Here is a 12,136-nt window from a genome sequence, read left to right as displayed (position 1 = left end):
GCCGGGCCGCTGGTGCCGCCCCCTGGGCGGAGGCGGCCCCTTGGGCCGCTTCGGGGGGGGGGGTCAAGCCAGCTTTCCGTGGCAGAACTTGAACTTCTGCCCGCTGCCGCAGGGGCAGGGATCGTTGCGACCAACGCCGGCATACTGGTTCGGCTCGGCTTCCTGCGAGACCGAGCCGTCCTCGTTCGGATGCGTGTAGGTCATGTTGCGCGGCGCTTCGGCGGCCGCCGCACGGGCCGCGGCCTCAGCAGCGGCCTGGGCCTCGGCCTCGGTCTGGATGCGCACGTTCATCAGCACGCGTGTCACTTCCAGCTTCACGGCATCCAGCAACTGGGCGAACAGCTCGAAGGCCTCGCGCTTGTACTCCTGTTTGGGGTTCTTCTGCGCATAGCCGCGCAGATGGATGCCCTGGCGCAGGTAGTCCAGCGCCGCCAGGTGCTCGCGCCAGCGGTGGTCGATGCTCTGCAGCAGCACCATGCGCACGAAGGGCATGAACTGATCGGCGCCGATGGCCTCGACCTTGGCGTTGAAGGCCTGATGCGCGGTCTGGATGACCTTGGCGAGGATGTCCTCGTCGGTGATCGAGTCCGAGGCCTGGGTCATGCCCAGCAGGTCCAGGTCCAGCTGCCACTCGTCCTTCAGCACGCGCTGCAGACCGGGCAGATCCCACTGCTCTTCCAGGCTCTCGGGCGGCACATGGGCCCGCACCACGTCGGTGATGGCGCCCTCACGCAGATGCGTGATCTGCGGCATCAGGTCGGCGGCTTCGAGGATGTCGTTGCGCTGCTGGTAGATGACCTTGCGCTGGTCATTGGCAACGTCGTCGTACTCCAGCAGCTGCTTGCGGATGTCGAAGTTGCGCGCCTCGACCTTGCGCTGCGCACTCTCCAGCGAACGGCTGACGATGCCGGCCTCGATGGCCTCGCCATCGGGCATCTTCAGGCGCTCCATGATGGCCTTGACGCGCTCACCGGCAAAGATGCGCATCAGCGGATCGTCCAGCGAGAGGTAGAAGCGCGATGCACCCGGGTCGCCCTGGCGGCCCGAACGGCCACGCAGCTGGTTGTCGATGCGGCGGCTCTCATGGCGCTCGGTCGAGACCACGCGCAAACCCCCGGCGGCCTTGACCTGCTCATGCAGACCCTGCCATTCGTCGTGCAGCTTGCGGATGCGCGCTTCCTTCTCGGCGGCGGGGATCGACTCGTCGGCTTCGAGGATCTGCACCTGCTTCTCGACGTTGCCGCCCAACACGATGTCGGTACCACGACCGGCCATGTTGGTGGCGATGGTGATCTGACCCGGACGACCGGCCTGGGCAATGATCTCGGCCTCGCGCTGGTGCTGCTTCGCGTTCAGCACGTTGTGCGGCAGTTTGGCCTTGTCCAGCAAGGTGGAGACGATCTCGGAGTTCTCGATCGAGGTCGTGCCCACCAGCACCGGCTGGCCCCGCTCGTGCGCCGCGCGGATGTCCTTGACGACCGCCTCGTACTTTTCCTTCGTGGTCTTGTAGACCAGGTCCAGCTCGTCCTTGCGGATGGTCGGCTTGTTGGGCGGGATGACCACCGTTTCCAGGCCATAGATCTCCTGGAATTCGTAGGCCTCGGTGTCGGCCGTGCCCGTCATGCCGGCCAGCTTGCCGTACATGCGGAAGTAGTTCTGGAAGGTGATCGAGGCCAGGGTCTGGTTCTCGGCCTGGATGGCCACGCCTTCCTTGGCCTCGACGGCCTGGTGCAGGCCGTCGCTCCAGCGCCGGCCCGTCATCAGGCGGCCGGTGAACTCGTCCACGATGATGACTTCGCCGTTCTGCACCACGTAATGCGTGTCGCGCTGGAACACATGGTGGGCGCGCAAGGACGCGTACAGGTGGTGCACCAGCGAGATGTTGCTGGGGTCGTAGAGGCTCGCGCCCTCGGGCAGCAGCCCGGCTTGGTTCAGCAGGCGCTCGGCGCTTTCGTGACCGGCCTCGGTCAGGAAGATCTGGTGCGACTTCTCGTCCACCGTGAAGTCGCCCGGCTCGATGACGCCTTCGCCGGTGCGCGGATCGGCCTCGCCAATCTGCTTTTTCAGCTGCGGTGCGATGGCGTTGATTCGCAGGTAGACATCGGTGTGGTCGTCGGCCTGACCCGAGATGATCAGCGGCGTGCGCGCCTCGTCGATCAGGATCGAGTCCACCTCGTCCACGATGGCATAGGCCAGGCCGCGCTGCACGCGGTCCTCGGTCATCTGCACCATGTTGTCGCGCAGGTAGTCAAAGCCGTACTCGTTGTTCGTGCCGTAGGTGATGTCGGCGTTGTAGGCCTCCTGCTTGGTCTCGCGCGGCACATGGCTCTGGTTGATGCCGACCGTCAGACCCAGGAAGTTGTACAGCTTGCCCATCCATTCGGCGTCGCGACGGGCGAGGTAGTCGTTCACCGTCACCACATGCACGCCCTTGCCCGTCAGCGCATTCAGGTAGACCGGCAGCGTGGCCATCAGGGTCTTGCCTTCACCGGTGCGCATTTCGGCGATCTTGCCTGCATGGAGCACCATGCCGCCGATCAGCTGCACATCGAAGTGGCGCATCTTGAGCACGCGCTTGCTACCCTCGCGGCACACGGCAAAGGCTTCGGTCAGCAGGTTGTCCAGGCTTTCCCCAGCGGCCACCCGCTGCTTGAACTCGGCAGTCTTGGCACGCAGCGCCTCGTCGCTCAAGGCCTCGATCTGGGGCTCCAGCGCGTTGATGGCCTGCACCGTCTTGCGGTACTGACGCAGCAGGCGCTCATTGCGGCTACCAAAGATGGAGGTGAGGAGCTTGGGCAACATGGGTGATCGCTGTTCTAGGGGTGCCGGTTCGGCAAGCCGCGCCAGTTTGGGGCGGAACGCCGCTTCACAAGGGCGGCAAACCCGGCACGGGGCTCGGGCAAAGCGCGCGATGTTAGCAGCGGCCCCTACACTGATCCCATGGTCCAGCCGCGCCGAGTCAAGCCCAGCGTTCCGGCCCCGTTGACGGTCGGTCAGGCCTTGCGCGCCAGCAACCAGCTCGTGCACCTGGGCGAGTTGATGGCCGGCTCGCGAGCCCGGTTGGAATGCGTAAAGGCCGCCGTGCCGCGCAGTCTGCATGGCGCCCTGCTGCCCGGCCCATTGGATGCCGAGGGCTGGAGCCTGCTGGTGCGCAATGCCGCCGCGGCCGCCAAACTGCGCCAGCTCAAGCCCCATCTGGAGATGCTGCTCAAGGAGCGCTACGGGCCTGAAGAGAACTTGCGCATCCGCGTGATGGCGTGATGTGGTGCCGGCTGTCCGAATCGAACGGACGACCTTCCGCTTACAAGGCGGGTGCTCTACCAACTGAGCTAAGCCGGCTAAGGCCTGCGCGGCAGGCCTGGTGCGCTTACTTGACCCGTTTCAGGGTCGGGCGCGGCCCCGGGTCTTCGGGCGGCGGATTGTCACCGCTTTTCTCGGCGCCTTTGCTTAGCTGAGGCGCCAAGCGCAGCGCGGGCGCTTCGGGTTCCTGGCCGGCCTCCGCGGGCGCTTCTGGCGCCGGAAAGGCCATGCCCTGGCCGTTCTCGCGGGCGTAGATCGCCAGCACCTGACCCACGGGCACCTGCACCTCGCGCGCCACGCCGCCGAAGCGGGCCTTGAACTCGATCCACTCATTGCCGATCTGCAGGCCTTGCGTGGCCTCCAGACCGACGTTCAGTGTGATCTGCCCATCGCGCACAAACTCCATGGGCACGCGCACGCCGACACCCAGCTGCACGGCCAGGTAGGGCGTGAAGCCGTTGTCGCAGCACCACTCGTGCAGCGCGCGGATCAGATAGGGCCGTGTCGAGGGCAGATCGTCGGGCGTCTCTTGCATCGTCGGCCGATCAGCGGCGCATCACCTTCTCGGAGGGCGTCAGCGCCTCGATATAGGCCGGACGCGAGAAGATGCGCTCGGCGTACTTCAGGAGCGGCGCGGCGTTCTTGCTCATGTCGATGCCGTAGTAGTCCAGGCGCCACAGCAGCGGAGCGATGGCGACGTCAAGCATCGAGAAGTCATCGCCCAGCATGAACTTGTTCTTCAGGAAGATCGGCGCCAGCTGCGTCAGGCGGTCGCGGATCTGGCTGCGTGCCTTCTCGAGCTGCTTGTCGGTGGGCTTGGGGCCGCCGCTGCGGTTCTCCAGGATGTTCACGTAGGCAAACAGTTCCTTTTCGAAGTTCAGCAGGAACAGGCGCACGCGGGCGCGGGCGAGCGGGTCGCCGGGCATCAGCTGCGGGTGCGGGAAGCGCTCGTCGATGTACTCGTTGATGATGTTGCTTTCGTACAGGATCAGATCGCGCTCCACCAGGATGGGCACGTCGTTGTACGGGTTCATCAGCGCGATGTCTTCGGGCTTGGCGAACAGGTCCACATCGCGGATCTCGAAGTCCATGCCCTTCTCGAACAGGACGAAGCGGCAGCGGTGCGAGTAAGGGCAGGTCGTGCCCGAGTAGAGGACCATCATGGTGCTGGACTCCGAAGTCAGATCAAAAAACAAAGACGCAGTGCGCGGCCGGACTCACCGAGGCCCCGCACTGCGCCGGGAAGTAGGCGCAGGGGCTTACTTCACATCCTTCCAATAAGCCGCATTCAGGCGCCAGGCGAACAGGGCAAAGATGCCCAGAAACACCAGCACGCCCACGCCGAGGCTGAAGCGCTGCTTCTGCTGCGGCTCGGCCATCCAGTTCAGATAGGCCACCAGGTCGCCGACCGCGCTGTCGTACTGCTGGGCGCTCATCTGACCGGGCTTCACCACATCCCAACGGCCGGTGAAGACATGGACCTTGTGGCCATGCTCTTCACGCTCCTCGAACACCGGCTTGCGCTCGCCCTGCAGCTCCCAAAGCACATGGGGCATGCCGATTGAAGGGAAGACCAGGTTGTCCCAGCCCGTTGCCTTGGTGTCGTCGCGGTAGTAGCTGCGCCACAGGGTGTAGAGGTAGTCGGCCCCGGTGCCCTTGGCACCATCGGCCCGCGAACGGGCGACCAGGGTCAGATCCGGCGGCGTGGCGCCAAACCAGGCCTTGGCTTCTTTCGGATCGATCGCGGACTTCATCTGCTCCCCCACCTTGTCGGTGGTGAACATCAGGTTGTCCTTGATCTGCTCCGTCGTCAGGCCAATCTCTTGCAGCCGGTTGAAGCGGTGGTAGGCCGCGCTGTGGCAATTCAGGCAGTAGTTGGCGAACAGCTTGGCACCGTTTTGCAGCGCCGCCATGTCGCTCATCTTCTCCGTCGGGAAGCGATCCCAGGCCACGCCGCCGCCTGCAGCGAAGGCGCTCAGGCTCAGGGCAGTCATCAGGGAGGCGAGGATTTTCTTCATGGTTGTTCGTCTCCGGGCGATCAGTGGGCGTGGAAGGTCACGCGGTCGGGCGGAGTCTTGAACTCGCCCTTGACGCTCCACCAGGGCATCAGCAGGAAGAAGCCCATGTAGAACAGCGTGCCGATCTGCGACACGATGGTGCCGGCCGTGCTCGGCGGCTGCACGCCCAAATAGCCCAGGATCAGGAAGACCACAACGAACACGGCATAGAGCCACTTGTTCCAGTCCGGGCGGTAGCGGATCGACTTCACCGGCGATTTGTCGAACCAGGGCAGAAAGAAGAGGATCACCACGGTACCGCCCATCACCACCACGCCCCAGAACTTGGCGTCGAAGCCGGCCAGCAGCGGGTTGGTGATCTCCATGCCCATCCAGCCGCCCAGCACCGCCGGCACGCCGAACAGGAAGAACAGCACCGCCATCAAGCCCCAGTAGCCGCTCTTGAACCAGGCAGGCAGGCTGGAGCGACGCACCGAGATCAGGCCCACGAGCACGAAGAACAGCCACATGAAGGGCATGAAGGCCGAAGTGGTGGCACGCAGCATCGAGTAGAAGGGCGTGAAGTACCAGACCGGAGCGATGTGCGCCGGCGTCTTCAGCGGATCGGCCGGGATGAAGTTGTTGAACTCCAGGAAGTAGCCACCCAGTTCCGGCGAGAAGAACACGATGGCGCAGAACACCATCAGGAACAGCGACACGGCGTAGATGTCGTGCACCGTGTAGTAGGGGTGGAAGGGCACGCCATCCAGCGGACGACCGTTTGCATCCTTGTGCTTCTTGATCTCCACGCCGTCCGGGTTGTTCGAACCCACGTCATGCAGCGCCAGCAAATGCGCCACCACCAGGCCCAGCAGGACCAGCGGCACGGCGATCACGTGAAAGCTGAAGAAGCGGTTCAGGGTGGCGTCCGACACAACGAAGTCACCACGGATCATCAGCGCCAGGTCCGGCCCCACGAAGGGAATGGCCGAGAACAGGTTGACGATCACCTGGGCACCCCAGTAGCTCATCTGGCCCCAGGGCAGCAGGTAGCCCATGAAGGCCTCGGCCATCAGGCACAGGAAGATCGCGCACCCGAAGATCCAAACCAGCTCACGCGGCTTGCGGTAGCTGCCGTAGATCAGGCCGCGGTACATGTGCAGGTAGACGACGACAAAGAACGCCGAAGCACCGGTCGAGTGCATGTAGCGCACCAGCCAGCCCCAGGGCACGTCGCGCATGATGTACTCGACCGAGGCGAAGGCCAGATTCGCGTCGGGTTTGTAGTGCATCACCAGGAAGATGCCGGTGACGATCTGGATCACCAGCACCAGCAGGGCCAGGGAACCGAAGATGTACCACCAGTTGAAGTTCTTCGGCGCGTAGTACTCCGACATGTGGACCTTGTAGGCGTCGAACGCGGTCGGGAACCGGTTCTCCAGCCAGGTCATGGTCTTCACGCCCACCGAGGCGCCCGCGGGCGCTTCCTTGAATTCGGCCATGTTGGGTCCTTATGCCTTCTTGTCTTCGCCGATCAGCAGCTTGGTGTCGGACAGGTACATGTGCGGGGGCACTTCCAGGTTGTCCGGCGCCGGCTTGTTCTTGAACACGCGACCGGCCATGTCGAAGGTCGAGCCGTGGCAGGGGCAGAGGAAGCCGCCATTCCAGTCATCGGGCAGCGAGGGCTGGGCGCCGGTCTGGAACTTGTCGGACGGCGAGCAACCCAGGTGCGAGCAGATGCCCACGGCCACGAAGTACTCGGGCTTGATCGAGCGGTACTCGTTCTTGGCGTAGTCCGGCGTCGGGTAGGCCGTGCGCTTGGAATCTGGATCGGCCACCTGGGGCGTGGTCTTCTTCAGGGCCTCGAGTTGTTCGGGCGTGCGGCGCACGATCCAGACCGGCTTGCCGCGCCATTCCACCGTGAGCTTCTCGCCCGGCTTCATGGCGCCGATGTCCACCTCGACGGCGGCCCCGGCGGCCAGCGCGCGCTCGGAGGGGCTGAAGGTCTTCACAAACGGGACGGCCACCGCCACCCCGCCCACTGCGCCCGCGCATCCCGTGGCGATCATCCACGTGCGCTTGCTGTTATCCACATCGCTCATGAGCATCCTCTGGCGGGTTTTCTGATTCTTCGGGCACGCCGTTCCGGAGGGTCCGGAGCCCCTCGGGCGAGGGGGCAGGCGCACTGAACATGCTGCAAAAGGGCAAGCACGCTCGCAAAGCGGCGCGGATTCTAGCGGCAGGGTCAAGGCCTTCCTGGGGGCGCCCTCGGGAAAGTCGCCACAAGCCGCCCCGCGGTCATGCTCACAATGCGCCCCTCCCCATCCAAGAGGTCCAGGCCATGAGCTTTTTCTCCGAATTCAAGGAATTCGCCGTCAAGGGCAATGTGATCGACCTGGCGGTCGGCGTCATCATCGGCGGCGCCTTCGGCAAGATCGTCGACTCGCTGGTGGGCGACGTCATCATGCCCGTGATCTCGCAGATCTTCGGCGGCCTTGACTTCAGCAACTACTTCATCCCGCTGGCCGGCCAGACGGCCGCCACGCTGGCCGAGGCCAAGAAGGCCGGCGCCGTGCTGGCCTACGGCAGCTTCATCACGGTGGCCCTGAATTTCCTGATCCTGGCCTTTGTGATCTTCCTGATGGTCAAGCAGATCAACCGCCTCAAGCGCGAGGCGCCCGCCGCAGCCCCGGCCGAGCCTGCGCCAACCACGGAAGACATCGTGCTGCTGCGCGAGATCCGCGACAGCCTCAAGCGCTGAAACGGCCCGCTCTTCCGGCATGATGGGCGCCCCTGGGCGCCCTCTCGCTTTCTCGCGCCGTTTCAAACCATGCCTACTCCCCTGACTCCCCATCTGCAGTTGGCCTTGCAGCGCCTCGGCCAGGCCTTTGAGCAGGCACTCGAGCGCACACAGGAAGTGACTGGCCAGTTGGCCGGCTCGGCGCTCAAAGCCGCGCGACGCGACGAGCTGCTGCTCACCCAGGCACTTTTGCGGCAGCAGCACGCGCAGTGCATTGGCAACTTTGAGCACAGCCTGAGACACCAGTGGGAGCAAGCGCAAACAGTCGGAGAACCCGTGCGCAACCGCCCCTCCGCCTGGGGTGAGCTGTCTCTCATGGACGATTCCGCTGTGGATGCCCTGGTGGCGGCGGACCGCATCGGCAAGGCCCTAGGCCATGGTTGCGAGTGGGAATTGCGCGACGTCGAGTCCTTCGTTGGCGCGTTGCTGAACGACGACGACGCGGGCCCGGACCGCAATCCGGTGCGCCCTGAGATCGTCGCCCGGGCGCTGATGCATGCGGTCGATGAACTCACCGACCAGGCCAGCCTGCGCCAGACCCTGAGCGAAGAAATCACCCGCAGCCTGTCGCTGCAAATGAAGCTTTGCTACGCCGATCTGGCCATTCAGTTCCGCCAGCGCGGGCTCAAAGCCCAAGATCTGCGCCCGCTGACCAGCGACGCTGCCCCCCGCGGGCCCGCGCCTGCCATGGCGAACGCGGGGCCCGCGGCGCCGATGGGAGGGCCGGCCGGGGCGGCGATGCCGACCGGCCCCGGTGGCCAGGCCGTGGCACCAGCACCCATAGGTGCGCAGGGCGGACTTGGCTATGTCGAACCGGTGGTGATGGACCTGCTGCGGCGCCTGCATGTCGCCACACCAGCGGTCAGCATGGCGGCACTGGCCGATCCGAGTGCCACGGCGGCCATGCCGGGCAATCTGATCCACCAGCACCGTGACGAGCTGCGCCAGGCCACCCACACGCCGCTCGACCACATGGTGATCGACGTGGTGGCGAGCCTTTTCGATGCCATCCTGGCCGACCCCAAGGTGCCGCCCCAGATGGCGCGCCTGCTCGGACGCCTGCAGCTCCCGGTGCTGCGCGCCGCACTGGGCGACACCAGCTTCTTTGCCAAGCGCAACCACCCGGTGCGCCGCTTCGTCAATCGCCTGGCTTCACTGGCCTGCTCGTTCGAGGATTTCAGCCGCGACCCCGGTCTGGGCTTCCTGAAGCGCGTCTCCGAGCTGGTCGAGGAGATCGCCGGCGGCGACTTCGAGCGCATCAAGACCTACGAGAACCAGCTCGACCAGCTCGACGCCTTCATCGCCGGTCAGGCCCAGCAGACCCTGCAGGCGCAAGGCCAGGACACCGCCGCGCTGCTGGAGCGAAAGGAAGCCTTGGCGCGTCAGCGTCTGCAGTATCAGAAGCAGCTGGAAAAGGCGCTGGGCGATCTGCCACTGCCTGAGTTCCTGCGCCGCTTCCTGGCGCGCGACTGGGGGCCGGTGATCGTCGAGGCCTCCACCAAGGGCGAAGCGCAGGAACTGATGGCGCGCCGCCAGGGCCGTGATCTGGCGGTCTCGGTGCTGCCCAAGGGCGGCTCGCCCGCGCGCAAGGACTTCCTGGCTCAGCTGCCGCTGCTGGTGCGTGGCGTCAACCTTGGCCTGGACACGGTGGGCAGCCCGGAGGCGATCCGCAAGCAGCTGTTCGCCGACCTGCTGCCCGTGCATGCCGAGTCGCTCAAGACGCCAAGCCTCTCACCGCTGGACCACAACCTGCTGGTCAAGCGCATCGAGGCGGCCTTCGGTCTGGCAGTGCCAGGCGAAGCGGAGGCACTGCGCGCTACGGCGACGCTGGACATCGACCTCGAACAGGTCTTCGCCCCTGAAGAGGCCAGCCAGGTCGGGCTGGTGGCCGAGGCGCAGGTGGCCTGGAACGGGCAGGTCGACATCGACCTGGGCGCCGAGCCCGAGGCACCCTTGCAGGCGGTGGACATCAGCATCGATGGCCTGCCCGAGGCCGAGGCGCCCGAGCCGACTTCGGGCACCGCCCTGTTCGACCATCTGCAACTGGGCTGTGCCTACCGCATCCACACCGGTACGGACTGGAAGAAGGTCAAGCTGACCCACATCAGCGCGCAGCGCAGCTTCTTCATCTTTACCGAGGGCGAGCAGTTCCCGAAAACGGTGACGATGACCGCGCGCATGCTGCGCCGACTGTGCGAGACCGAACGTCTGCGCACAGTGGAAAACGCCTTCCTGCTGGAGCGCGCCACCGCACGCGCACGCAATCAGCTGGCGGCCTTGCTACCGGCGGCGAAAGCGGGCGCCGCCCGCTGATCCGCCAGGCGTGCGGCCAGCCGCCAGGCCGCCAGCAGGCTGCGCGGGTCGGCCAGCCCGCGGCCCGCGATGTCGAAGGCGGTGCCGTGGTCCGGGCTGGTGCGCACGAAGGGCAGACCCAGGGTCAGGTTCACGCCCTCGTCCAGGCCCAGGTATTTGATGGGGATCAGGCCCTGGTCGTGCGTCATCGCCACCACGGCATCGAACTCTCCAGCGCGCGCGCGCATGAACACGGTGTCCGGCGCGAAGGGGCCTTGCGCCTTGATTCCCGCGGCGCGGCAGTCGGCCACGGCCGGCGCGATCTCGCGCAGTTCCTCGTCGCCAAACAGTCCGCCCTCGCCCGCGTGCGGGTTCAGCCCCGCCACCGCGATGCGCGGCGCCGCCAGGCCGAAAGGGCCGCGCAGGGCGGCATCCAGCATCTTTACCGTGTCTCGCACCGACGCACGGGTGACGAGGTTCACCGCTTCGCGCAGCGCCACGTGCACGGTCACCAGGACGACGCGGAGCTCTTCGTTCACCAGCATCATGCGCACCTCAGGCACGCTCGCCAGGGCCTGCAGCATCTCGGTGTGGCCGGGGTAGTCCACCCCCGCGGCGTGCAGGGCCTCCTTGTGGATGGGGGCAGTCACCAGCCCGCCGCCCTGCCCCCCCTGGATGGCCGCCACGGCGGCCTCGATGCAGCGCGCCGCGGCCCGACCGCAATCGGCGCGCACCTGCCCTTGCTCACCCGCCAGCAGTGAATCCGGCAGGCCGGGCGGCTCCCAGACCGCCAGCGCACCGGGTGGTGGTGACTCGTCGGGCGTGTCCAGCACGGCCAGGGGTCGGTGCAAGCCACATTGGGCCAACGCGCGGCGCAGTACCGCCGCCGAACCCACCACCGTGGCCGGCCCGAGCGGACGCTGCGCCCAGGCCTTGACGATCAGCTCCGGGCCGATGCCGGCCGCATCGCCCTGGGTCAGGAGGATGGGCTTCATGCCGGGTTGTCCAGATCGCAGAACTGCCAGTCGAGCGCAAAACGTTGCGCCAGATGCGCCCCCAGGGCCTGCACGCCGTAGCGCTCGCTAGCATGGTGGCCACAGGCATAGAAGGCCACGCCGGTCTCTCGTGCCAGGTGCAGCTGGGGCTCGCTCATCTCACCGGTGACGAAGGCATCCGCGCCCGCCTCAATTGCCGCTTCGAAATAGCCCTGTGCACCGCCGGTGCACCAGGCCACGCGGCGCAGCGGGCGACCATCGCCAGGCAGCAGGGTCACCGGGCGCTGCAGCGCCGCCTGCAACTGCTGCTGCAGGCCTTCGGCCGACAGAGCCTGCGGCAGCGCACCCGCAAACACCAGCTGCTGCTCGCCCAGGCGTTGGTCCGCCACCCAGCCCAGGCGCGCCCCAAGGGCGGCGTTGTTGCCCCATTCGGGGTGGGCATCCAACGGCAGGTGATAGGCCAACAGGTTCAGATCCGCCCCGAGCAGCAGCCCGACGCGCTGGCGCAGCCAGCCGGTCAGGCGGCCATCCTGGCCCCGCCAGAACAGGCCGTGGTGCACCAGCAGCGCATCCGCGCGCCAGTCCAGCGCCTGCTCGATGAGCGCCCGGCTGGCCGTCACGCCCCCCATCAGGCGCTGCACCCGTGGCCGGCCTTCGACCTGCAGGCCATTCGGTCCGTAGTCCTTAAACTGATTCACGCACAGGGCGTCGCTGAGGTAACGCTCGAGTTCCGTGCGTTCGACCATGAGGGG

11 protein-coding genes and 1 tRNA gene are annotated in these 12,136 nt (G+C 66.2%); 3 read left to right on the top strand and 9 right to left on the bottom strand.

Annotation, left to right across the window (positions count from 1 at the left end):
* Positions 1–63: 63 nt before the first annotated feature.
* Positions 64–2,802, bottom strand: coding sequence for a preprotein translocase subunit SecA (gene secA / locus ACE3QP_RS00250; protein WP_374432634.1), 2,739 nt, complete (start codon positions 2,800–2,802; stop codon positions 64–66).
* Positions 2,803–2,940: 138 nt separating this feature from the next.
* On the opposite strand from secA, the gene ACE3QP_RS00245 reads away from it, so the two are divergent.
* Entirely contained in the window at positions 2,941–3,261 is a 321-nt protein-coding gene (locus ACE3QP_RS00245; protein ID WP_198111323.1) for a hypothetical protein, read from the top strand.
* Between the two features lie 2 nt (positions 3,262–3,263).
* On the opposite strand, the gene ACE3QP_RS00240 is transcribed toward ACE3QP_RS00245, so the two are convergent.
* From ACE3QP_RS00240 to petA, 6 genes are all read right to left on the bottom strand, one after another.
* Positions 3,264–3,339: transfer RNA gene (locus tag ACE3QP_RS00240), tRNA-Thr, on the bottom strand.
* 28 nt (positions 3,340–3,367) lie between these two features.
* Complete coding sequence (locus ACE3QP_RS00235; protein WP_374432633.1) at positions 3,368–3,835, bottom strand: ClpXP protease specificity-enhancing factor; 468 nt, start codon at positions 3,833–3,835, stop codon at positions 3,368–3,370.
* Positions 3,836–3,845: 10 nt separating this feature from the next.
* Complete coding sequence (locus ACE3QP_RS00230; protein ID WP_127684191.1) at positions 3,846–4,463, bottom strand: glutathione S-transferase N-terminal domain-containing protein; 618 nt, start codon at positions 4,461–4,463, stop codon at positions 3,846–3,848.
* Between the two features lie 96 nt (positions 4,464–4,559).
* The gene (locus tag ACE3QP_RS00225; RefSeq protein WP_374432632.1) at positions 4,560–5,318 is read right to left on the bottom strand and encodes a cytochrome c1; all 759 of its coding nucleotides are present in this window, start codon (positions 5,316–5,318) and stop codon (positions 4,560–4,562) included.
* A gap of 20 nt (positions 5,319–5,338) precedes the next feature.
* Entirely contained in the window at positions 5,339–6,799 is a 1,461-nt protein-coding gene (locus ACE3QP_RS00220; protein WP_374432630.1) for a cytochrome bc complex cytochrome b subunit, read from the bottom strand.
* Between the two features lie 9 nt (positions 6,800–6,808).
* Positions 6,809–7,399, bottom strand: coding sequence for a ubiquinol-cytochrome c reductase iron-sulfur subunit (gene petA, locus ACE3QP_RS00215; protein ID WP_374432628.1), 591 nt, complete (start codon positions 7,397–7,399; stop codon positions 6,809–6,811).
* A gap of 239 nt (positions 7,400–7,638) precedes the next feature.
* On the opposite strand from petA, the gene mscL reads away from it, so the two are divergent.
* Complete coding sequence (gene mscL / locus ACE3QP_RS00210) at positions 7,639–8,058, top strand: large conductance mechanosensitive channel protein MscL (RefSeq protein WP_374432627.1); 420 nt, start codon at positions 7,639–7,641, stop codon at positions 8,056–8,058.
* Between the two features lie 69 nt (positions 8,059–8,127).
* Entirely contained in the window at positions 8,128–10,410 is a 2,283-nt protein-coding gene (locus ACE3QP_RS00205) for a DUF1631 family protein (protein WP_374432626.1), read from the top strand.
* Here the strand turns inward: ACE3QP_RS00205 and pdxA are convergent.
* Both pdxA and ACE3QP_RS00195 read right to left on the bottom strand, forming a co-directional pair.
* Positions 10,362–11,384 (bottom strand): 4-hydroxythreonine-4-phosphate dehydrogenase PdxA, encoded by a 1,023-nt coding sequence (gene pdxA, locus ACE3QP_RS00200; protein ID WP_374432624.1) that lies wholly within the window; start codon positions 11,382–11,384, stop codon positions 10,362–10,364. The genes ACE3QP_RS00205 and pdxA overlap by 49 nt on opposite strands.
* Positions 11,381–12,130, bottom strand: coding sequence for a Nif3-like dinuclear metal center hexameric protein (locus ACE3QP_RS00195; RefSeq protein ID WP_374432622.1), 750 nt, complete (start codon positions 12,128–12,130; stop codon positions 11,381–11,383). The genes pdxA and ACE3QP_RS00195 overlap by 4 nt, the downstream gene beginning before the upstream one ends.
* Positions 12,131–12,136 lie beyond the last annotated feature (6 nt).

Source organism: Inhella sp., from assembly GCF_041912635.1.
GTDB lineage: Bacteria > Pseudomonadota > Gammaproteobacteria > Burkholderiales > Burkholderiaceae_C > Inhella.
Note: the sequence above shows the minus strand (reverse complement) of the source record. Positions and strands in the feature narration are given on the sequence as shown.

Bases quoted from the DNA above. Each gene is read 5' to 3' on its own strand.
- secA (WP_374432634.1), bottom strand. From the start codon at position 2,802: ATGTTGCCCAAGCTCCTCACCTCCATCTTTGGTAGCCGCAATGAGCGC.
- ACE3QP_RS00245 (WP_198111323.1), top strand. From the start codon at position 2,941: ATGGTCCAGCCGCGCCGAGTCAAGCCCAGCGTTCCGGCCCCGTTGACG.
- ACE3QP_RS00235 (WP_374432633.1), bottom strand. From the start codon at position 3,835: ATGCAAGAGACGCCCGACGATCTGCCCTCGACACGGCCCTATCTGATC.
- ACE3QP_RS00230 (WP_127684191.1), bottom strand. From the start codon at position 4,463: ATGATGGTCCTCTACTCGGGCACGACCTGCCCTTACTCGCACCGCTGC.
- ACE3QP_RS00225 (WP_374432632.1), bottom strand. From the start codon at position 5,318: ATGAAGAAAATCCTCGCCTCCCTGATGACTGCCCTGAGCCTGAGCGCC.
- ACE3QP_RS00220 (WP_374432630.1), bottom strand. From the start codon at position 6,799: ATGGCCGAATTCAAGGAAGCGCCCGCGGGCGCCTCGGTGGGCGTGAAG.
- petA (WP_374432628.1), bottom strand. From the start codon at position 7,399: ATGAGCGATGTGGATAACAGCAAGCGCACGTGGATGATCGCCACGGGA.
- mscL (WP_374432627.1), top strand. From the start codon at position 7,639: ATGAGCTTTTTCTCCGAATTCAAGGAATTCGCCGTCAAGGGCAATGTG.
- ACE3QP_RS00205 (WP_374432626.1), top strand. From the start codon at position 8,128: ATGCCTACTCCCCTGACTCCCCATCTGCAGTTGGCCTTGCAGCGCCTC.
- pdxA (WP_374432624.1), bottom strand. From the start codon at position 11,384: ATGAAGCCCATCCTCCTGACCCAGGGCGATGCGGCCGGCATCGGCCCG.
- ACE3QP_RS00195 (WP_374432622.1), bottom strand. From the start codon at position 12,130: ATGGTCGAACGCACGGAACTCGAGCGTTACCTCAGCGACGCCCTGTGC.